Origin of the sequence: Swingsia samuiensis (assembly GCF_006542355.1) — a bacterium.
Taxonomy (GTDB): domain Bacteria; phylum Pseudomonadota; class Alphaproteobacteria; order Acetobacterales; family Acetobacteraceae; genus Gluconobacter; species Gluconobacter samuiensis.
On sequence record NZ_CP038141.1, the window covers coordinates 824,540 to 845,690 of the forward strand.

Annotated in this window: 26 protein-coding genes; 1 reads left to right on the forward strand and 25 read right to left on the reverse strand. The window is 42.7% G+C overall.

Annotation, left to right across the window (positions count from 1 at the left end):
• The 23 genes from E3D00_RS03740 to E3D00_RS03840 all read right to left on the reverse strand — a co-directional run bounded on the left by E3D00_RS03740 (nucleotide 1) and on the right by E3D00_RS03840 (nucleotide 17,372).
• A complete protein-coding gene (locus E3D00_RS03740) occupies nucleotides 1–1,239 on the reverse strand; it encodes a hypothetical protein (protein WP_141460065.1) in 1,239 nt (412 codons plus the stop codon).
• A 37-nt stretch (nucleotides 1,240–1,276) separates the two neighbouring features.
• On the reverse strand, nucleotides 1,277–2,416 hold the full coding sequence (locus E3D00_RS03745) for a baseplate J/gp47 family protein (RefSeq protein ID WP_141460067.1): 1,140 nt from the start codon (nucleotides 2,414–2,416) through the stop codon (nucleotides 1,277–1,279).
• A gap of 30 nt (nucleotides 2,417–2,446) precedes the next feature.
• Complete coding sequence (locus tag E3D00_RS03750; RefSeq protein WP_141460069.1) at nucleotides 2,447–2,809, reverse strand: phage tail protein; 363 nt, start codon at nucleotides 2,807–2,809, stop codon at nucleotides 2,447–2,449.
• Nucleotides 2,806–3,429 (reverse strand): phage baseplate assembly protein V, encoded by a 624-nt coding sequence (locus tag E3D00_RS03755; protein WP_141460071.1) that lies wholly within the window; start codon nucleotides 3,427–3,429, stop codon nucleotides 2,806–2,808. Before E3D00_RS03755 ends, E3D00_RS03750 begins: the two co-directional genes overlap by 4 nt.
• Entirely contained in the window at nucleotides 3,422–4,480 is a 1,059-nt protein-coding gene (locus tag E3D00_RS03760; RefSeq protein ID WP_141460073.1) for a hypothetical protein, read from the reverse strand. The genes E3D00_RS03755 and E3D00_RS03760 overlap by 8 nt, the downstream gene beginning before the upstream one ends.
• An 11-nt stretch (nucleotides 4,481–4,491) precedes the next feature.
• Nucleotides 4,492–4,662 carry a hypothetical protein gene (locus E3D00_RS10510; RefSeq protein WP_181441989.1) on the reverse strand — a complete coding sequence of 57 codons (171 nt, stop codon included), beginning with the start codon at nucleotides 4,660–4,662 and terminating at the stop codon, nucleotides 4,492–4,494.
• Nucleotides 4,662–5,576 (reverse strand): hypothetical protein, encoded by a 915-nt coding sequence (locus E3D00_RS03765; RefSeq protein ID WP_141460075.1) that lies wholly within the window; start codon nucleotides 5,574–5,576, stop codon nucleotides 4,662–4,664. Before E3D00_RS03765 ends, E3D00_RS10510 begins: the two co-directional genes overlap by 1 nt.
• An 11-nt stretch (nucleotides 5,577–5,587) precedes the next feature.
• On the reverse strand, nucleotides 5,588–6,496 hold the full coding sequence (locus E3D00_RS03770; protein WP_141460077.1) for a hypothetical protein: 909 nt from the start codon (nucleotides 6,494–6,496) through the stop codon (nucleotides 5,588–5,590).
• 11 nt (nucleotides 6,497–6,507) lie between these two features.
• On the reverse strand, nucleotides 6,508–6,636 hold the full coding sequence (locus E3D00_RS10670; protein ID WP_281279653.1) for a hypothetical protein: 129 nt from the start codon (nucleotides 6,634–6,636) through the stop codon (nucleotides 6,508–6,510).
• A 35-nt stretch (nucleotides 6,637–6,671) separates the two neighbouring features.
• Nucleotides 6,672–6,992, reverse strand: a complete 321-nt coding sequence (locus tag E3D00_RS03775) for a hypothetical protein (RefSeq protein WP_141460079.1) — start codon at nucleotides 6,990–6,992, stop codon at nucleotides 6,672–6,674.
• Nucleotides 6,989–7,414, reverse strand: coding sequence for a hypothetical protein (locus tag E3D00_RS03780; RefSeq protein ID WP_141460081.1), 426 nt, complete (start codon nucleotides 7,412–7,414; stop codon nucleotides 6,989–6,991). Before E3D00_RS03780 ends, E3D00_RS03775 begins: the two co-directional genes overlap by 4 nt.
• A gap of 2 nt (nucleotides 7,415–7,416) precedes the next feature.
• Nucleotides 7,417–8,898: a phage tail protein gene (locus E3D00_RS03785; protein WP_141460083.1), complete on the reverse strand. Its 1,482-nt coding sequence runs from the start codon at nucleotides 8,896–8,898 to the stop codon at nucleotides 7,417–7,419.
• A 24-nt stretch (nucleotides 8,899–8,922) separates the two neighbouring features.
• Complete coding sequence (locus E3D00_RS03790; protein WP_141460085.1) at nucleotides 8,923–9,876, reverse strand: hypothetical protein; 954 nt, start codon at nucleotides 9,874–9,876, stop codon at nucleotides 8,923–8,925.
• A gap of 12 nt (nucleotides 9,877–9,888) precedes the next feature.
• Entirely contained in the window at nucleotides 9,889–10,488 is a 600-nt protein-coding gene (locus E3D00_RS03795) for a hypothetical protein (protein WP_141460087.1), read from the reverse strand.
• Between the two features lie 10 nt (nucleotides 10,489–10,498).
• Complete coding sequence (locus E3D00_RS03800) at nucleotides 10,499–10,900, reverse strand: hypothetical protein (RefSeq protein WP_141460089.1); 402 nt, start codon at nucleotides 10,898–10,900, stop codon at nucleotides 10,499–10,501.
• Between the two features lie 4 nt (nucleotides 10,901–10,904).
• Nucleotides 10,905–12,281, reverse strand: coding sequence for a DUF4043 domain-containing protein (locus E3D00_RS03805; protein WP_141460091.1), 1,377 nt, complete (start codon nucleotides 12,279–12,281; stop codon nucleotides 10,905–10,907).
• A 44-nt stretch (nucleotides 12,282–12,325) separates the two neighbouring features.
• A complete protein-coding gene (locus E3D00_RS03810) occupies nucleotides 12,326–12,847 on the reverse strand; it encodes a phage scaffolding protein (protein ID WP_246091490.1) in 522 nt (173 codons plus the stop codon).
• A complete protein-coding gene (locus tag E3D00_RS03815) occupies nucleotides 12,826–14,244 on the reverse strand; it encodes a phage portal protein (protein WP_141460096.1) in 1,419 nt (472 codons plus the stop codon). The genes E3D00_RS03810 and E3D00_RS03815 overlap by 22 nt, the downstream gene beginning before the upstream one ends.
• A gap of 34 nt (nucleotides 14,245–14,278) precedes the next feature.
• Nucleotides 14,279–15,592, reverse strand: a complete 1,314-nt coding sequence (locus E3D00_RS03820; protein WP_181441991.1) for a phage terminase large subunit — start codon at nucleotides 15,590–15,592, stop codon at nucleotides 14,279–14,281.
• Nucleotides 15,576–16,016 carry a hypothetical protein gene (locus E3D00_RS03825; RefSeq protein ID WP_141460098.1) on the reverse strand — a complete coding sequence of 147 codons (441 nt, stop codon included), beginning with the start codon at nucleotides 16,014–16,016 and terminating at the stop codon, nucleotides 15,576–15,578. Before E3D00_RS03825 ends, E3D00_RS03820 begins: the two co-directional genes overlap by 17 nt.
• A 30-nt stretch (nucleotides 16,017–16,046) precedes the next feature.
• A complete protein-coding gene (locus E3D00_RS03830) occupies nucleotides 16,047–16,445 on the reverse strand; it encodes a hypothetical protein (RefSeq protein WP_141460100.1) in 399 nt (132 codons plus the stop codon).
• Between the two features lie 116 nt (nucleotides 16,446–16,561).
• Nucleotides 16,562–17,056, reverse strand: coding sequence for a hypothetical protein (locus tag E3D00_RS03835; protein ID WP_141460102.1), 495 nt, complete (start codon nucleotides 17,054–17,056; stop codon nucleotides 16,562–16,564).
• 1 nt (nucleotide 17,057) lies between these two features.
• The gene (locus E3D00_RS03840; RefSeq protein ID WP_141460104.1) at nucleotides 17,058–17,372 is read right to left on the reverse strand and encodes a transcriptional regulator; all 315 of its coding nucleotides are present in this window, start codon (nucleotides 17,370–17,372) and stop codon (nucleotides 17,058–17,060) included.
• Nucleotides 17,373–17,477: 105 nt separating this feature from the next.
• Here E3D00_RS03840 and E3D00_RS03845 point away from each other — a divergent pair, with 105 nt between their 5' ends.
• Complete coding sequence (locus E3D00_RS03845) at nucleotides 17,478–17,870, forward strand: helix-turn-helix domain-containing protein (RefSeq protein WP_141460106.1); 393 nt, start codon at nucleotides 17,478–17,480, stop codon at nucleotides 17,868–17,870.
• A gap of 397 nt (nucleotides 17,871–18,267) precedes the next feature.
• On the opposite strand, the gene E3D00_RS03850 is transcribed toward E3D00_RS03845, so the two are convergent.
• Together E3D00_RS03850 and E3D00_RS03855 are read right to left on the reverse strand one after the other, a co-directional pair.
• On the reverse strand, nucleotides 18,268–19,755 hold the full coding sequence (locus tag E3D00_RS03850; RefSeq protein WP_408909361.1) for a replicative DNA helicase: 1,488 nt from the start codon (nucleotides 19,753–19,755) through the stop codon (nucleotides 18,268–18,270).
• 81 nt (nucleotides 19,756–19,836) lie between these two features.
• Nucleotides 19,837–21,135, reverse strand: a complete 1,299-nt coding sequence (locus E3D00_RS03855) for a bifunctional folylpolyglutamate synthase/dihydrofolate synthase (RefSeq protein WP_141460108.1) — start codon at nucleotides 21,133–21,135, stop codon at nucleotides 19,837–19,839.
• Between the last annotated feature and the right edge of the window lie 16 nt (nucleotides 21,136–21,151).

Consider the following 21,151-nt stretch of genomic DNA (forward strand, 5'->3'; position numbering starts at 1 on the left):
TTACTCCCCTGCCTGCTCGGGGCTCATCAACGGTATGCGATAATCCTGCCCATTAATGTTAATATGTAAAAATCCACCATCTGGTATGCTCGGTAGTTTTCTGCCATTATTACTTACTGGAGAGGTAATCTGTAATTCACCTCCTTTGCCTGGAAATAATCCTAAATTAGGTGACCCTGTATTTTCATTTAAAATATATATCCCCGCAGCTTGGGGACCTGAAGCCGATTGAACCTGAATATTATTTGTTGGATCTTCTTGGCTTACTATAGAAAAAATCGTTTTCCCGTCTATATTACTAAACAAAACATTCTGGTCGACAAACTCTTGCCTCACCCCTTTATCACGCTGCGTCACGGTCGAACGGATAAAAGCACCAACATTTCCTCCTTTTTGCCCAGAAACCTCTTCAGGGGTATGCCATTCTATCGCATGATTTCGCGCTAAAGAAACAGCCGCACCATATCCTGTATCGTTTCCATTTGTTCCGCTTAAAGAAGTCGATCCAAAGACAATTCCCGTTTGCCATGAATTCGGGTTAGAAACAAAAACAATCCCTGCGGCGGCATCCGATGTTCCAGCTGTCTGTCCGCCCCCCACACCCAGCTGCACACCATATACTCCTCCACCAACATTAGGTTGATAAGGAGTTGAAACGCCTATTGCTAGCCCTCCAAAATTAACGGCCTCGAGCTCCATTCCAAAGGTTGGCTGATAATTAACCCCTGCCAGTCTCCAAGCTTCACCATAATAAGCATAAGCTGTCGTCGTTGTGAGCGTAGATGTATCATCCGCAACGCCCCAAGAAGCCACCCCGATCGAACTTGGTTGATAACCAAGTTGTTCCACTGCGTTTTTAGCATCAGTGGTACGTGATGCCGCGACAAATGCACTATTCCCAAATGCCGCTAAAGAAGCGCTCTGGGCACCTTGCATAGCCCATGGACCAACAGATGTCTTGTTCATCTCTTGTGAAAGCCAATCCTCTTTTTCCAAAAGATCCCTTTCGCTATCCGCTGAACTTTTTGCAGCTCCCCCTATCAAAACACGATCAGAAAAACGACTAATTTTAGCCCCTTTATTCTGATAAAAGTAACCAGTCGCTTCCGAACATGCTGGCGCACCCGCAATTTGCGAAGCCGTTGCGGTGAGCGTTCTACGCCCACTACTATCAGCGATTACAAGAACTTCATCCCCCTGCAACAAAGGAGACTTTTGATACGTATTAAAAATAGACATACTCTAAAAATCCGTTCTATTGGGAAAAATTTAAATATTATTTTTGAATTACATTAATTTGCACGGATCCAACGATTAACGTTTGTTTCCCATTCGGTATAATATCTTTTTGCTCACCATTGAGGCGAACATCCAAAACCGAACTTACATCAACACGCGCCCCAACATATGCCAAATAAGATAATCGACTATACGCGTAGCCATTCCCTACACCATTTGAGCGAATATCTTCTGTAATAACATTCCTAATACTACTCTCAGCCGATAAAACTGATGTAGAAAAAGGAACCACCACTGTCATAGAAACATCGACAACCAAAATGCTTGGACGCAAAACAGAAAATCCCACTCCTAAAGCGCGAACCTCATCTATAGATTTATAAACTCGTGCTAAAATATCATCTGTGGGCACGCCACTGCCATCATCCACCACGACCGTAAAATAACCACCCCGTAGCGCACCTGAAGGGTCAGCGCCTTCTTTTACAAAGTAGGATATTCCTGTTTGTACATTCGAAATAGCGTTACCAACCGCCATTTCACTTGCTGTAGCTCTAGAGGCTAACCATAAAGGAAATCGTTTTCTTAATTGAATATCACTTTCCTGATCCGAGCCATTTAAAAATGCATTTTCATTTGTTACGACATCGATCCCAGCAATTGATGTCCCCATAAGAGCAATTGCACCAGCATCTACGTTCCCTATACTTCCTTTTACCTGACACTCTACAGGGATCAGTATACTCTGAGTTCCTGCCTGACGGATATATCCCCCTATGTCAGGAGACCACGTTGCCAACGCTGTATCTTTTACGACAGAAAAAGAAAGACCTGAAACTGTACGTACAATATCACCAGGCATAATCACTGCTGAAATTTGATCCGAAATAAAGGATGTCATCGTTACAGCGCCAGTTGATGCTTGGCCCGGCAACCGTACCATCCCAAAATCTTCGACAAAACTATCACAATCGACCCCGGAAGACGTGGCTAAACGGGCTTTCAAAAGCATTTGAATAATTAAATGCTGTAACCACAAAGCCATGCTGCCTACACTCTCCACAAGAGCACGGACTGGTGACCCAACAGATATATCAAGCAGCTGATTACATGAAGACTGAGCTATTCTCAAAGCAGTCGTCACAAATGACGAAAGTGAACGTGTTGGAAGTAACATAATGTCCTAATTCAATTTTAATCTTATATTTTATAATATTGGAAAATTTATTTCTTTTTTCTCATTATTTTCATTATCAAAATATGATATTTGACAGTCGCAACCCCCACCTCCACGGTCGGTTATAATCACCTCTACCGGTTTAGAAGAATCTACCCCACTATCTTGTAGAACTTCTGCACGAATAGACGCTTGCATCATACCCGGTCGAAGCACCTGCCCTACCATTTTTCTAACACCAGCCCCATATTTAGGCTGCCATATACAATCCCCAGAATTGGTCAGTAATCGCCTTAATAATCTTTGTTGTACTTCCTCTGCCCCAGAAACGATTTTCAACCGATCTTTGTCAATCGACAAATCCTGCCCATACCAATGGCTTAAACTACTCATCCTATTGGTTGACTCGTTTCTCTATTATTCACCGTATGAATATGATTATTTAATGAGTGTTGATCATTCTTAATATCTCCCCCTGTTACCGTTAACCCATCTGCAGTTAATTCAGCTAAAATATGCCCAACTTTAAAAGTAATCGTATTATCTTTTATATGCAAAACACTATTACCCGCTCCCAAAGCTATCCCTTCGTCACCAACATGACACCAGCCGGACTTCAAAGAAGTTTTCTCTTTCTTGTGTTGAGAACCAAACACAGCGTTCTGACAGCCTGCCTGAAGAAGCCACTCTCCCGGTTGAGCGACTTTCCCACTCATTGGAGACACGGGCGGCATAATTACTGTATCGAAAACAGATCCGATCACCACGTAATGCTCTCCATCGCCTTCGATGGGTAACAACACAACATGCATGCCCAAATCTGCCGGAGATGCAATACGCAACGTTCCTGCTTTGGTAATGCCTGCATCCGGTAGCCAACCCGTCTCTACATTATCAGGCTGGATCTTAACCTTAATCGCATGGTTAACAGGATCGACAGATGAAACAATACCTAAAACCGCATGCGCAGTCCTGTTATTTATGGCAGAGGCAATCGTTTTTATATTATTCATACGGAATATTCCCTCGCGCTCTTAATGCTAACTTCTGCACAAACCCGTCCTCTAATGAAAATATCGTTTTTATTTGATCAATACTTAATTTTTTTTCATTATCATTCATATTAACGGCCAAAATCATCCGTGGAGTTAAACCAACTACACCTGGCATCACCACACTCAGCATCATCTGGTGTGCCATGATCCGATCATACTTCCCTTTCGCAAGTCCTTTTAAATCCTCAAGTCTTTTTCCTGGGACGCGAAACGAATACGTATTTTTCTCCGCTTCTACAGGCGCTTCCCGAAAATAAGACTTGCCATCATAATAAATAGAAATGCCACTTCTTTGCCGTGCATCCCATGATGATACTTGCACAATAATACCTGACGATAATTGCACATCATGTTCTAAATGAGCTTCTAGAATATCTTTTTCTAAATTTAATGTTTTATAGGCTCTTTGATCAGAACTAATGGGCTGACAATACAACGTCTGATCTTTTACATATAAATCACACGAAACATCCCGAGCAATCGCAAAAGCAATATCAGCTGCAGTCTGAAATCGATGCTGACTCAGTAAAGCCACCCGCTTATGCTCCAACTGCCAGAACTGCCCCTGCATTGGATCTGCTACATTATTGGGAAATGAAATATTATTCTTTAATCCAGCCTTCTGAGCAATAAATTTTAAACAATCAGATGCTGTGTAATTCAGCCAAGCTTGCTGAAGTCTTAAATCAGTTAAGCGAGACATCAAATCTCGACATTCAACCTCAATAAGGGATTGTTGAATTAAATATTTTACTCGATCTACCTCTCCTTCAAACAAAGAAGTCCAACCACCTCCCAGAGCTGTGCGTTCTCTTATCCTTAATTCTAAAATAAGTCCTTTTTGAAAAAAATCTTTAAGCTCAAGTCCGCTTTTTTTTATATAAAAAACAAAAAAACCAGTATCACATTCTTCATATCTATTAGAATTTATCTGAAATTCTTTTGTTTCAATATTTAATTCCTCTTTCCCATTAAATAAAATTTTTATATCAATATGCCTTGATATCATACATTTTTATCTCAATTCGATGGTATTTTTATTGGCACAACATTTTCAATCCATGATAAATCAGGATCATCCATCCCATTTATTTGTGCTATTCGAAACCAATCATCAGCTTTTCCTAATTCACGTAGTGCTACATGGAAAAGTGAAACATCCGCAGCATTCACAAAAATAATAGTTCCCATTAAGCATAAACCAAAGGAGTATAAGAGTTACCTCCTCCGTTCTGAGAAACCATTGCCTGAACTCTATTAACAGCCCCTGCCATTTCCATCGCTGTATTTGACATAGATGCATTCACCGCTAGTATTTTCAAATCATCCGCAGATTGAATTTCATTTTTCTCAATAGATTGGCCCGTGAAATGTAATAAAGAAATCAAACCATCTCCTAGCATATTCATTTGCTGCCCCATGCTCGACACAGATGATGGTATCATTGATGCATCTACACCACTTTGTGCCATCACTTGTATTTTTGACAAAGCCTGCTCAATTTTTTGTAAATCACGCGCTCCACCAAAAACCTGTATGGCCGGCAAAACCTGATTTAAAAAACCGCCTATATATTGACTGCCTGTAAATACAATGTCCGATAAATCCCCTATCCCTTGAGAAAAAGAACTCACTACATCTGAAATATTATTCAATATACTATCGTTTCCACTCCCACTTTCTACTTCTTCTCCCAATCCACCAGACGTTCTTTCCAAAATTAATTCATAAGAGCAAATATTACCTTTTGCTTCATATATATATGAAAACTGGGCTATCCAAACTTGAAAAACCATTCCTACAGCCGAAAATAAAATAGGCATCCCAGCGGCACGCATTCTTTCAATCATCTGCGCCCTCATCTGTGCATCCGGCCCCAAAAATCGTCCCTGAAGCTCTAACCGTGCAGGATCATTTCCCAAAACATCAACGACCTTATTTCCCCCTAATAACCGATGCACGGCTAGCATCTGGTTTCCACCAATTTGCATGTGATCAGGAACCTCAATCCCCGTAAGAACCAAATTCCCTAATATAACAGGAGAAACCTCTGATATTCTACCAATAGAACCAATAACTTCTTCTATTTTCTCAAGAGAAGACATTTTTATTACCTTTAGAATATACCCGTATTAAAATTGACAAACTGTCTGTTTTTTATTTCATCAACACCTGAAACTGCATGATATACACTTTCATTTTTTCTAAAATTGTATTTTTTTTCTTTTTTTGTATATAGTTTTTTGTGAATTTTGTTTTCTGCTTCTTCAAATTTATCTTTATTTGTTTGTTTTTCGAAATATTTAGGAACAGGGCTATTTTTATTAATTTCTAATGGTTTTAATTTTTGTTTTTTCAATACTTTAGAAAAAAGAGTTCCTTTCTGAGAGGGGATTGGGGTTATGTTATCTGTAAAAGCTAACATATTCCTCTGCTTCGAAATTATCATCCTTTTCAAGCCAGAGCCACTCGGCAAAGAACGATCGCCCTTCACGCTGGAACCAACCACCAAAGAACGATCGCCCCTCACACTGGAACCAACCACCAAAGAACGATCGCCCCTCACGCTGGAACCAAACGCCAAAGAACGCTCACCCCTCACGCTAGAACCAACCGTCAAAGAGCGATCGCCCCTCACGCTGGAACCAAACGCCAAAGAGCGATCGTCTCTCACGCTGGAACCAACCACCAAAGAACGATCGCCCCTCACGCTGGAACCAAACGCCAAAGAACGCTCACCCCTCACGCTAGAACCAACCGTCAAAGAGCGATCGCCCCTCACGCTGGAGCCAAACGCCAAAGAACGATCGTCTCTCACGCTGGAACCGAACAGCACAGAACGATCACCTTTCATTTGTAGATTTTTATTTCTTTGAAAAATACTTGAAAAATAACCACCTAAGACTCCCCCTTCATGTGGAGGAGTTTTTTCAAATTTTCTTATCTTGTAAAATCTTGGTATAAAACGGGAAAAGGAATCAAATTTAAATATTCTAATTTTTGATGTTATTTTATTCTTTACCATACCGATAATAATTATTCTTCATATCTCATTAAATCCCAGTCAAATTTATGCCCTTCCCTCTCGGCTGTAATGACACACGCAGCAACACGCCTAGGCCGAGACCATGACCGAATAATATCCCATGGCACTCCATACTTCATTAAATATAGTGTCTCTTGAAATACAGAGTGCCTACTTAGTTTTTTGCTATTATTTGATCATCCTCTTCTTGGTCATTATTCACAAATACACCCTGAAGAGCCTTAACCCCATCTTTTCCAATCTTACGAGCAAGATTTTGAATTTCACCCTTCGTTGCAGGCATCTGTACAGGAATACCGTCAATAGCACGCACACTGCAGAGCATCTCAGCATATCCCAACCAAGCCTCTGCGGAAGCACTTGCCAACGCAGATCCTGCCGCCTCAATCAAATCCAACATATCGGCTGGGTCAATTTCTTGTATCGAAAAACGACGACCATCTGTAGTAACTACTTCGTTTGGTATCGTTTTCATGAAATTTTAACCCGCGTTGATGCAAAGAACTGAATTTTCTGATGGATCATATGATCTGCTTGCCACGTATCGTTTTGCAGATTTACAGAAACATTATTATATTCCCAAGTACTCGTCGTTCCATCCGCTTCCGTAATGTATTGGTAAATAATACCACTCCCGATAATACCTGCATTCCAATATGACGTTTCTATCGCAGCAATCAGATTATCTAAAGCAGCATTTGCTCGAGCAATCTGAAATGATCCTCGCCAGCCGTTGGGAACATTAAATTCTAAAGGTGTCCCATTCAAAGGGTTAGCGCGTAAAGCTTGTGTTTCCTGCGATGCAACAAAAGATGTCACATCCCGAATATCAATTCTTTGCCCATTCCACAAAAAAGTAATGCGACAATCTCTGCCAATGCTATACGGTTTAGCCATGATTAAATATTACCTTTTGACGTAAATACACGCACAGAGGATCCCCCCTGTAAATTAATAACGAATTTTTCATTAATCCCTTGGTATCGTACTGCTACATCAGCCTGTACATACCCCAACGCAGTACGCGATTGTGGATTGTTTGATGCATCACAGACAACACTATACGGGAGACTATTATTTTCTATCCCTAAAACCCCTTGGGATAATAAAGCCGATAAAAAACCCAACAATGTCGATCGAATATCAGCAAAAAGTGTATCATTAATAACATGACCAACATACACTCCCATACCGCTTGCTAACGATACAGCCAGATAATTAGTCATTTTAGTATAGTTATCACCATTCACTACAGAATTATCTGAAGTATTATGGCCACACCTTACAGCCCAGTAACTCCCTCCTGGTGCCGGATTACAAATAACATCCATTCCAGACGTAAAAAGTGCTGATAATTCCGCCGAAGAATACACAGAAGTACTTCCCGACAAGCCCGCTTTTTGCGTTCCAATAATCCCTGAAAGAGGTTTATTTAAACTTGATTGCTCAGGAGATAATGTTGCAAGTAAACCACCAACAAACGCTTGGGGACTTAACAAAATAACCCCGAAATCACTGTCGTTATACCAGACCCAATCCCCAAACATGAGTTTCAAAGCTGTACTGCTCAACCCGAGTGCCATTTTAGCCGAAACAGCATGAGACACGGTATCTGCTGAAGGGCCAGAAGCAATCATATAAATATTTTCATTCTGCCCAAATGCGGCTTGATCCGCATAAGATAAGCTATCTGTTAGCCCATGCAGAAACGCCACAGAACAGCCTTGTCCCTTTAAAGCATACATCCCCGTCATCTGAGGGCCATCACTTCCAAGGAATTGACGCGTCGATGGCCTTCCTCCATCTTTCCCCCCAGATAATATCCATTGCCCGGTCGCCAAGCTTGGCACAGTCTCTAACAAGTTGATCGTAATTAATGCCGATAAATCCTGTTGAACCGCCTGCTGAATATCCTCCCAAGTCTTTCCAGAATACACCATGCTCCCCAAGACTAGGTGAGAAACAACCAAATCATATCCTGTCATCGTTTGTTCAACGATAAGCTGAATATTATTCCCCTCTGTACCCGTCCACTTTGCTTGAATATTCACATCATCTGCCATCACAGATGCAACTGTATCCGTCCCATCCGTTACGCGAACAGCACAAAATGATGTTGCCCCTTGCATAGCAGCAACATTCAAAGCAACCCCAACATCCGTGACCACATTTTGCTTTGAACCAAATGCAGCCAAATAATCTGCATTGCTACCCAAAACAACCGGATGGCCCACAGGCCCCCATCCAGCAGTACCCACAATCCCTAGCTTTGATGAATTTCCTCCTGTAATTAAATCCTGAGGCTGTGATATCTGTATATAAACATCAGGAACAGATAAAGCAGTCGTATTTAGTTTTCCAGATTGATAGATTAAGGCCATATTTATTTTCCAAAATTAAAACAATTACTCAACAACAATTCCAAATTGATTGATTTTCATACGTCCATAAAAATCAACAACGTCTTTCTGAACATTGATAGAATGTAAAATATTCAGCGCATTTTTACTTATATTTAAATATTTTTCGTCTAACCTAAGATGGTCTTCCGACTGGTTAAATACATCAGCACCCCACAACACTTCTGCAGACCACTCAATTTTCACAATATCAAAAATCAAATCATATAAATAATCACGCCTAAAAATATGCTGGTTTTGCATGTTATCAACATCTTCAATCCCAACAAATTTTAATTGTGCTTCGCGCCCATCAAGCGTTTTAATCCAATCTTGATCAGCCATTGCGACATCAATATTATTACCTAAATAATCTCGTGTAACAGTATTATTTGTCCACACTGAAACACGATATCGTACTCTTTGTCGCCTCTCCACACATTCTGATTTTCCATATCCAACAACACGTCCTTCTAAATGATGAGAGGGCCAATATAACATTGCCCCATCAGCCGAACTTCCAGGAATTAACCCTGCTAAAACTTTTACGACTGATTGCGCCGTATCTTCAGCATTTACCGCATATACATAAGGTTTTTTACGATCCTCAGAAGCCCAAATACCAATAATCCCAACGGGCTTTTCAGCAAAAGGGAAAACAACTTCAACATATTCCCCTGTAAAATTTAATATCACATTAGGATAAACACGATCCGTCACCTCCCACGACCGATAAAGCGGTGCAGAAACAACTTTATCCGCTCCGCCATCCATAGTTACGGAAACAAAATCAACTTCTTTTTGTTTATCCTGTAAGAGCAACCGATCGTTTGGCGACGGCCACCCCCTACGAATAACCGTTCTTCGCCCTGTGATAGAATCATTTCCTAACCCTTGAGGGTAAATAGCCTTTGCACACATAAAAGCTAAAGCTTGATCTCCTTCTGGAAAATCAGCCATATACGAACCTTTTTAAATTTGTTGAGCAGTCATCAAGCAACGTGTTCCAAATTGAGATTTTTCAACTGTACTAATTGTATATGAAGAGCCGTCCTTCATAATAACCACCATATAGGGCTTCAAAAAATCATTACAAATATGCGGAAAATATCCTAAAAACTGCGTCGGTTTCAGTTCCCCTGGAATACCATTCCCCACACCCTCACCCTTCCCCGTTTCAAAGATCGAAATAGGGCAGTCTGTAATGATACGTTCTCCAAAACCGTCACTTTGTTCTACACAAACCGTTTGGTTACACACCACACACAAGAGAGGTCTATAATCATTAATGGACGCGACAAAAAATGTTTCTTTATCGCAAAGAATAATATCCCCTAATGCGATATCATCCATATGATCCGTCAACATATACTCTGTCACATTCCCCCAAAGAGGAATGCGTGTAAAAGAAAAATCTGGTGTCATATCATGCACCATCATGATTGATGCATACACCTCACCCATCAATGATAATGGCCCTAAAGGACGATATTGAGTCGCTTTCTTTCCCAATTGGCGCGCTATTTTCCTATGCCCATGCGCTATTCGTAAGGCAATGTGATCATTACGCACACCCTCTCCTTTAAATAGAAATTTCCTGTGCCATCTGTAGTTCGCTTCCCCCTGAGACACCCAAAAAGGTACAAAAGCGTTTCCTCCATATCCAAAAGAGTTGCAGTCTATCTGACACTTCATTCTGATTGTGGAACCAACTCGCCGCTCTCTCTGTATCAAGATTATCGGATGAGTGAGCCAAAGCTAATTCCATCGCCTCAAGTTGAGCTATATACCCACGCACTTGTTGACGCTCTGATGATGATAAATGATTCATACGCCATTCAAGAGTTCCTTCCTGCTGAAAGAAACGCCATGATCCTTGCGACGTATCGCAAGAACCAATAACTGGATATCCACAAAAACGCCGAATATCGACCTTTTCACTTTCATTTAACTCATCTGACGATACGGATATGTGTTGTTCCATCTCTTCAGAAAATCATTCCTGATGCATCTGTGCCTAAACTCTCAATCACGACGCCTCGTTTAAGATAACTGTTCGTCGCGGTAGGGATCACATCCGTGCTCGCCGTTACATCCGTCGGGAGGGCAAAACCACCAATCCAATACCAAGATTGCGCAATAATCTGGCGTAATCGATCTAGCGGTTCACGCGTAACCATAGCCACACCATCCACCATTTCAATTAAAGCTCGATCAGCATCAGGAATATCGGAATGCCCTGTCAGAGCACAATCTCCTTCAATCAAAGCACCTTGCCCAAGCAACAAAGCACGATGCACAGGCCCTGCGCCCAGAGATGCTTGCTGAGGCGCCTCAGTCGTTGGAATAAAGCGTACCCCTAAAAGCTCAATCAACTGTCCCGAACGATACTCTTCCGAGCCATACGCACCACGATATAATTGCTTAAAATCATCATCTCTGAAGAGAGATAGCAATTGCAAGTCATCCAAATAACAATGATACGCCCCATTAATCATCGGAACGTTATTACGTCGTAACATGGCCACACCGGCCAATACTTGCTGAATGCCCAGCGTATCAGCCTGCTTGCCTGAAGCAGCTTGCAACCCTGCTGTTGTCAAACGACCATTAGGACGAATAACCATTGGAGCCGTCGCAGCAACAATAGGCGAGCCAAGCTGCCCGTCCTTTACCGCCACGCTGGATGAAAACGTTAATGTGCCAGAAATACCACCCGGAGCTGTAGAAATATTCAGTATATCTCTTGTTACCTGAATAAGGGTATGAACGTTCGTCCCCACCGTCACGAGCATACCGCTACTTGAGCCAACTGGTGTCACACGACCATTAACAATAACCGTCTGAAAACCACGAATATCATCAACCTGGATCGTATCACCTTCCGCCGAAAGCTCTTTAATAATACGCGTATTACCGCCCAAATACCCCCCGACACCATTCTGTGCACCACCAAAAAGTGTATTGCGCGCAATACGATCCAAAGACTGCATCGCCTGAATACCATTGGTATTAGCATTCGCTAGGAATTGCGAAGCAATACCAACTCCACTTGTCACCATATTTAAATCAATCGTATCACCATACTGATTGATCGATAACGTATACTGCTCAACAGACCACCCTGATGGTGTAAGGCCATTATCAAAATTTGTATTCGTCGTCGGATTAAGCGGAACAGTTACCGGTGCCTTCAAGCTTTTTCGCGTCTTTGTTAAAGTCTCACCAATCGCGTTCGGAAAAACCTCTCGATCGGCAACTTCTCGAAAGCCAAGGCGCGATTTCAATCCATTTTCAAACTCACGCGCCAAAAAACCTTGTTGAATAGCAGCCTGTAATTGAAGAGGAAAATTTTCAATACTCATTTTTTATACCTTTATGAAATTTATAATTAAGTTGACTAGAATACTTATTTTTTTGCTAAAAACTGCCACTTTTGAGCTTCATAATCTGCACCAGAAATACGACGCGCATCAAAAGACACAGGCTCACCAGGCTGTGGAGACGGCGCACTTACTGTCGTACCACTTTGCCGCCCACTCCCAGCGTGAGAATTAAACAAATAAGCACGTTCTTTACGCGCCCGCTCTAACACATCCTGAGCACCCATAATTACACCGTTTTCATCACGAGTGAGTGTGCTTTTATCAATCAGCTTTACTACATCTTCCGGGTTATGCGCCCCAAGCTTTATGGCCTGTGTGCGAAGCTCTGCCATAATAGCATCCTGATCACGCGCATGATTAATCTGAGCTAACTTCTCTGTATAAACTCTCTCAGTTTCCTCACGCTGCGCCAACATCTGATTAATTTCAGATTTGCTAACCTCAATCTCATGTTGCGCTTGCTTTAACTGCACACGCAGCTCTTCAACATCTTCGTCCATACCGTCACATTCCTTTTCTTTAACTAAGTCTTGTGGAATACCCATTTCTGAAGCGCATTCCATTCTTTACCGGGGTCAATATTCCCAGAGGCCGTAGCATACATTTTTGTCGCAGTTTCTCGGCTTAAAATACCATTTTCAACCGCAGTCACCAAACTCTGAACGAGAGAGTTCAACTCTGGATCTGTTGAAGCAAACCACGATGGCCATCGCAAAGACATACGGCAAAGAGGTAAGTCTTTTATAAACTGATCTCCCAGCTTCAGCCCTTGCTCCAACACATTCGAAAAACGACATGCCATTCGATAAATTGGCAGCAAACCACTTTCACCATAAGAATGGCGCAAACGATCTACCAGCCAGATTAGAGGCTGGCACATTAACTCCATAGCCTTACCCGACTGAGCCGCAGAAATCCGATCACCATGCGCCCGGTTTCCATGCAACTGCTCCAAAGCAAGCTGTCGTAACTCCCGGTAATGCGCCAAAACTGCCCCTGCCGCATTTCCATTAATTTCCAACAACTTTGCATCCCCTTCTGGTGGAAGCGTCAGCGCAGACGCCACTCCCCCTTGATGAGCAAGTCCATTAGAAACAAAATTACCTGTCTTTAGAACAAGGGTCGGGTCAGACCCATATTTCAAGCCTCTTCCCGCTTGAGATAATAAGTAATCAGCCTCAATTACGGTATCAATTGCACGTTCAAAAGAACACTCCCCGTCAGGAACCCCTTCTCTTGAACTCCCCAGATTTTTAATCCACACGATCGGAACAAAACCTAATCCATGATGCATCGATCGTGAATTATCCTCTCTACCTCCCTCCTCCCCAACTAACCAGGGAGTAGCAATTTGACATTCCATCAAAGTCCACGTTCTTTGCCACCAAAACTGTGCACCAAATAAGTCTTCCGCAATAGAATATCCCTGCCGAACCAGATCACGGCCATAAATAATAAACCGCTCCTCGACCTTAATCAGCTCACCACTATGCTCGTCCCAATAAGGTGTAAGATACGCTGTTTCCAATACAGATAACTTTGGTGCCCCATTAGAAACCTCAAACAAAACAGCGACAGAACCAACCGCTCCCAACGTTGCCGCCTGCATCATCAAGGATGCCAGTTTTGTTTGCTCGGCGAAAATATTCATAGCCTCTGCAACACGCTCATCACTCGCAACCAAATCAGGCCAGTGCGTATCGCCAAAAAGCAATGACACAGAGTCATCGACGACCGTTCGGCATAAATTACACCGTACCGCAGGCCTTCGATTCGATAACGGAATATACTCCCCCGCAGCAGAACGCTCTAAAGAGAAAGGATACGGTAGAACATCATATTGTGTCCCATTCAGTACTCGCTTTAAACTCAACAACCGCAAAGCGCGTGGTGAAACTCCACTGGGCATGGGGTAACGTTGCTGTAAAGACAGCCAGTCCATAAATAATCAACCTATTTTCTTATTGAAGTGATATTTACCGGCTCAATGAAAACGGCGCGTTCCATTGTAGGGGCATGTTTTTTTTGTTGGCCAGCATGAGTTCACTCAAGCCCCATACCATTGCATCAGCTCTATCGGGTGATTTAGAACCTTGATATCCATTCACAGAAAATCGACATAACTGATCCTCCAAAGCATCAAATCGCCCATGGTGCACCACTTTTCCCATCTCGTATAAAGCAGAAACAGGTTCAGCCCGAGCGACCTTCCCTCGCGCCGCTGTCACCAAGCTAAGAGGCGCATAATCACGCACACTACGGATCGTATTTTCTACAAGAGCTCCGCCAAAATTACGCTCTGCAATAATACGCTCTGCCTTCCACTCATCCAAAGCACGAAGCGCACGCGCAGCCCATCTCGCTGGGCTCTCTCTTAAAGAACAATCCTCAAGAACATACCCCACTCCATCTTGATCAATTCCACAAACAATAATCCCAATTTCATCTGAACGAGTATCCTCTGGCCCAGACGCACCAGAAGGATCCACAGAGACAATTATCCGCACCATTGATGCCGCAATATGCTCCCGGTTTAACTCATTTACACTCTCTCCACGTTTGAAATTCTCCACTCGCCATAGAGCACCCTCTACAACACTCTGATATTCACCGTATAAAAAACGGCGTTTTTCACGCTCTGGCAAAATATCCAAAGCATTCAAATAATCTTCACTTAAATTATCTTTATTCGAATGCGGATTTAAAATCATTGTCGCATAAAGGCTTTTATCGAGAACCGGCGCACCGGATTTCGGCTCAATACTTGTTTCAAAAAGAGAATATAACCAATGCCGCGTATCAGGTGGATTTGCATCAATATATTCTTTTACCACCAAAGAATTACGTTCTGCCAAACGCGTTAACAACATATTGCGTGCTGAATAACTAATCTGGCTCGCCTCGTTTAAATAAACAGTCGAAAATTCCAAACCCAAAATTTTTTCTGTGCGATAATCGTCGTCTAAACCACCAAATAAAATACTCGATCCGTTGGAAAAAATAACGCTATTATTCTGAAGATTAATTTTCCACTCGACTTGCGGAAAACACAACCGCATCACAGTCGGAAATGTATCACGCATAACCGTCGCTCTTAAAGCCGTTAATCGATGTCGAAAAATACCATGCTTACTTCCCGCTTCTTTTAATGCTCTAATCACAATCGCTCTAACCAATAGGAACGTCTTCCCAGAGCGTGACCCACCCCGTAAAAAAATATGCCGTGCAGACCCTGCTAATAATTTATTGGCTCTAATTTGTGCTTCATTCAGTTTAAAGGGCACTATCATCCTGTGTAATATTAATTAAAATCGGAGTTTTATGAGCACTCATATAGTCACTTTTAAACCGTGCCGGACGGTGAGCTTTAAGTAAAAACGTCATTAATCCATCACTATATTTCTTCTTTTGCACGGGTAATCCCGTTTGGGGATCACGCACTAACTTTCCTCCATAAATAATGGGCTCATCATATCCTTCTACAGCACGACGCCGCGCCTCTGCCTCCAGAACATCTGTGGCAACCTCCAGTGCATCATCCCAATCTTCCGCAAATGCTTTATCAACCTCACGCCAATGATAAAGGGTGCTTCGTTGAACACCTGATTTTCTCCCTGATTCAGAAACGTTTCCAGACCGAGACAAAAGATCTAAAAATTTCTTTTTCCTGTTAACCCGTCGCCCAGGCAAATAGCGTTTTACTGTTTTTTCCATCTGATATTACTCTTTAAAACGTTCAAATTTTTAAGCATGAAAAACAAATTCTTTTGTTTTCTTAACAATATGACACGGAAATCTCTTTTTCCCTTTCCGTGTATTCAGCATTTCTTGCTCACGCACTTGATGTTCCCGCAAGGCGATTGCTTTAATTGTTTTGACAATTTTTAAATCGATATGACCCACATATTCTAAATCTTTAATCCGGCGCCGCAGAGGTATCGCACGGCATTTAATGTCTAAACGCGCCAACCCTGAATAAACCAAATCATACCATTCAAACTGATAATCTGCTCTATGCTCAGCTTCCACAGCATACACAATAGGGCAAACAAGCGCTTCTCCATAATCATCAACATGTAAAACGATTGCATTTTGCCAACGCGAAAAGACAATATCGCCAACTGAAATTTTATTATTATCCATAAAACCCAATAAACAAAAAAACCCCCAACCGTTAGTTGAGGGTTTTTACAAATTTATCAATGTATTACTTATATACACAATGCGAATTCATATTTCAATACAATTTTTATTATAAATTACTTTTTTGTTTGTTTTTTATAAAAAGATGCCAACTGCTCCAAAATAAGAGCACTCTGAGCTGACACCTTCATTCTTCCCCTCCCGGCTGATATCGCAGGATATAAATAACGAGCCATAGCAGAGAAAGACATTTCACGTGCCAACATCATTTCCAAACGAACGTGCGTACATAACCCAAACTGCTCACGAATATCCGAAATCCTCACTGAGCTTTTTCCACGCCCTAACATCCATGTGTGAATATCTCCTTTTTCCTTAAAACGCCCGTCTGATGGCCTCTGCTCTACAATGCCCGCAGTAGCGAATAAATACTCACGATACCAACGATCTGCCGCATTGACCTCATCATCCCCTATATCACCTGAGTCATACATAGATTGAACCGTATTAACGATACGAATAACGCCATTTACTGTTTTAAAATCACTATGTTGATATCTCTCAGGCGTCGGATAAATAGCACCTTCAACCATAATTTCTTGTACCATCATTTTAATTCACCTCTTCCCACGGCTCACGCTTCCCCATAGAGGACATCGTAGGGAATGTAGGTATACGATCGCCCCCCCATAAAGCATTCCAACTAATTGGATGCCCCGCACGCAATGGTTCCATTAATTCACGCTCACCAGCATGCAATTTATCTTTTGTATCAACAGCAACCATACGCTTTGGTGGTTTAGAACGCACAGCGCTTGGCCGCTTTCGTTCATATCGTTCAGGCTTCCATCCATCGGATGCCAACATCGCTGCAATTGCATTCGCAGAAACACGTTGTATTCTCTGAATATTTTGTGACTGCCGCATAACTCAAACCTTAATCTCATATTAATTTAATTTGGCAAAATGCCATGAACTCTTTGAAAAAAAACTTCTTCTAGATTTGGCAAAGCGCCATTGCTAAAAGACCCTATGGCCAAATATAAGCGCTCGACCTCATTACACGTCCTCCAACGAGCAATCGGAACTCGTATCGCTTGGGCAAGGGAACTCGTCATTCCCAACCAAAGTGAATGCGCCCGCCTCCTTGGAGTTGATGCCTCCACTCTCAATAAAATAGAGCGTGGAGACCGTGCTCCCAGCATTTTCTTGATTACGGCTCTGTCGAACCGACTCCGTGTTTCAACAGACTTCCTCCTAAAAGGCGTCCTAAATGGTCGTACTGATGAGGAGCTTGCCCTGAGACTAGCCGCTCTGCACCCAGAGTTGGTGCTCCAGCGGCAAGACATGGTTCAAGACAAGGACAGAAGCACGTTTTCTGACATACCTGATTTGCCCATGAAACCTGATGAGAAGTGTCACTAGTTTCCTTCTCAACAACGTTCGCACACATTTAACCTTCTCCTCCCTCCATCTTCGCTACAGGATACACCGAAGATGGAGTTTTCACGCAGGAAACAAGTTCAAACTGCAGCGAAACGTAATTCATAAATCAATCCTTTTGCTGCCTCGAAAATCACCCTGTGTGTTTTCGATTAACAATAAATTAATGGCATTATGCCACAACGTCAAGGATGATTTTTAGGCAAATTGCCAATAGTTTATTTTATAATTTATAAATTTTATTTTATACGTAAATCTGCATACTCAAATTAAAAATAGAGTATGTTTTTGATAAAAATCAAAATAACAAAATATTGGCTGAATTACTTATTTTTTGCGCCCTTAAATTTAAAAAGGCGGCCTAAAGCCGCCCCATAATTTAATCATGAATAATATCTAAATCACCAAAACGTGTAAATTCACCTTCAAAATACAACTGCACTGTTCCAGTAGGACCATGCCTTTGCTTCTCTAAAATAAGTTCTGCTTTGTTATGCACAAGAGCCATCTTCCGTTGCCACTCCTCCGTTGCCAGCTGAAATTTTTCATTACTATCGTATGCACTATCCTTCGGCATACGCTGCTGAAGATAATATTCATCTCGATAAACAAACATAACCGCATCCGCATCCTGCTCAATCGAACCCGATTCACGCAAATCAGAAAGCATTGGCCGCTTATCCTCTCGTGATTCTACCTGACGAGAAAGCTGCGATAGAGCAATCACAGGAACCGAAAGTTCTTTTGCAATCGCTTTCAACCCTTGTGTAATCATCGAAATCTCTAGAACACGACTATCTGGCTTCGTACCAATCGCAGGGCGCATAAGTTGTAAATAATCCACCACAACCAAACTTAACCCTTGCGTTCGTGCTAAACGCCGGCAACGTGTCCGCATCGCAGAAAGCGAAATAGCTGGTGTATCATCAATATAAAGCGGTAGTCGTTGCAATTCACGTGACGCACGAACAAACTTGTCAAACTCCTTTTGCCCAATGTCTCCTCTTCTAATTTTCTCGCCCGAAACTTCAGCTTCACTCGACAAAATACGCGTTGCTAATTGCTCGGAAGACATTTCCAAAGAAAATACGGCCACAGAACCACGAAGTTTTTCATTACGATCTTCAGCATCACGCAAAAGAGCCTTTGCAGCCGAAAACGCAATTTTTGTCGCAAGAGCTGTCTTTCCCATTGCAGGACGGCCTGCGAGAATAATTAAATCAGACGGATGCAATCCACCCGTCCGTTTATCCAAATCTCGCAAGCCCGACGTCAGCCCAACCACATCTCCTGTGCGATGAAATGCTTTTTCAGCAACAGAGATTGCACCTGCTAACGCTTTACCAAAAGAAACAAAGCCACCTTCCTGACCTCGCTCTGTTGCCAATTTAAACAGCGCTTCTTCTGACGCCACAATTTGGTCGTTCCCATCAAGATCTGGGCGACCACCATAGGCGTTATTAACGACTGTCTCACCAATATCAATCAGCTGCCGTCGAACCCAGTTATCGTGAATAACGCGTCCATAATCACCCGCATTCACAATCCCGACCATAGCCGTTAACAGCTTTGCCAAGTATGAAGGGCCGCCAGCTGCATCCAAAATGCCTGAGTGCTCAAACTCAGCGCGCATCGTAACAGGATCCGCTAATTGCCCGCGTTCAATACGCCGAGAAATTGCTTCATATACCCGGCCATTGATTTTTTCAGCAAAATGCTCAGGCTCCAAAAAATCTGAAACCCGCTCATATGCTTTATTATTCGTTAAAATAGCACCTAAAAGCGCCTGCTCCGCCGCAATATTCGCTGGAGGAGACCGACGCAAAAGCGCACTTAAAGACCCATCATCTGCCTCTTGGTCAGACACGGGAAAAGACGATTCGGAAATACTCACACCCGTCTTTTACCACTGGTGCGTTTAAGAATCAGCACATTCAACGAGGAGTTTTTAAACGGGAACCCATCCATCTTGCGCCAAAGCAACACCGGCCAAATATAAACTACCACAGATTAACACGCGCGCAGCACTCTCTTTTTTCTTTTCCAAGCGAAAAAGAGCTTCCCGTATGGTTGGGCCTGCAATGGCTTTATCCCCTGAAGCGTCGATCATATCTTCAATAGAAGCCGCCATATGTTGCTCCGGCTCTGCGACTACCTGCACACTCTCCGCGCGTTCAAGCAAAGGCTCTAAAAAGCCCCGTATATCCTTACTTTGTTTTACCCCAGCAATCACATATGTTGGCTTGTCATCCCACTGATCCAACACACGCCCAAGCATTTCTCCTGCATTCGGATTATGCCCACCATCCAGATACAATTCCCAACCCGAAGGAAGTATCTCTGCCAGATGTCCATTCAAACGCTGTAAACGCGCCGGCCACACAGTTTGTGCAATTCCAGCATATGCCTGATCAGGCAATTTCAACCCAGACATTCTTAATGCAGCAATTGCTACACCGGAATTCGATGCCTGATGCTCCCCCTCTAAACGAGGCAGAGGAAGAACTAGTGCCCCTTTAGAATCTTTATAATGAAGTTCTTCACCTTCTCTATAAACCTGAAAAGCATCCCCTAATGCATATACCGGGGCATCCAACTCTTTAGCGCGGGCACGAATAACCTCCAACGCTTCAGGCTGCTGCTGCCCTATAATGACAGGAACGTGACTCTTGATGATGCCTGCTTTTTCACCAGCTATTGCAGCAACACTATCCCCTAAAAAAGCCTGATGATCCAAGCTTACCGGTGTAATAACGCACGCTACAGGCTTGGAAATAACGTTTGTGGCATCAAAACGTCCTCCTAAGCCCACTTCCAAAATCACCACATCGGCTGGAACACGTGAAAACAATAAAAAACCAGCGGCCGTCAGCACCTCAAACACTGTAATTGGAGCACCGGCATTCACACGTTCAATTTCTTCAAACGTCTCGACCAATACATCTTCCGTTACCAACGTTCCCGCCAAACGGAACCGCTCTGTAACACTCACAAGATGCGGACTAGTCATCACATGAGCACGCAAACCTGCCGCCTCAACAATGGCTCTCAGGTTGGCACATGTGCTCCCCTTACCATTCGTGCCCGCAACATGAATAACGGGCGGCAGTTTATGGTGTGGATTCCCCAGTTTCTCCAAAAGCTGCTCAAGACGCCCCAAAGAAAGATCGATCAGCTTTGGAAAAAGCTCCTGCAATCTTTCTAGAACAACACCAGGGCGACCCCGATACTCACTTTTAAGCTGCACCCGTGTATTCTCTCTT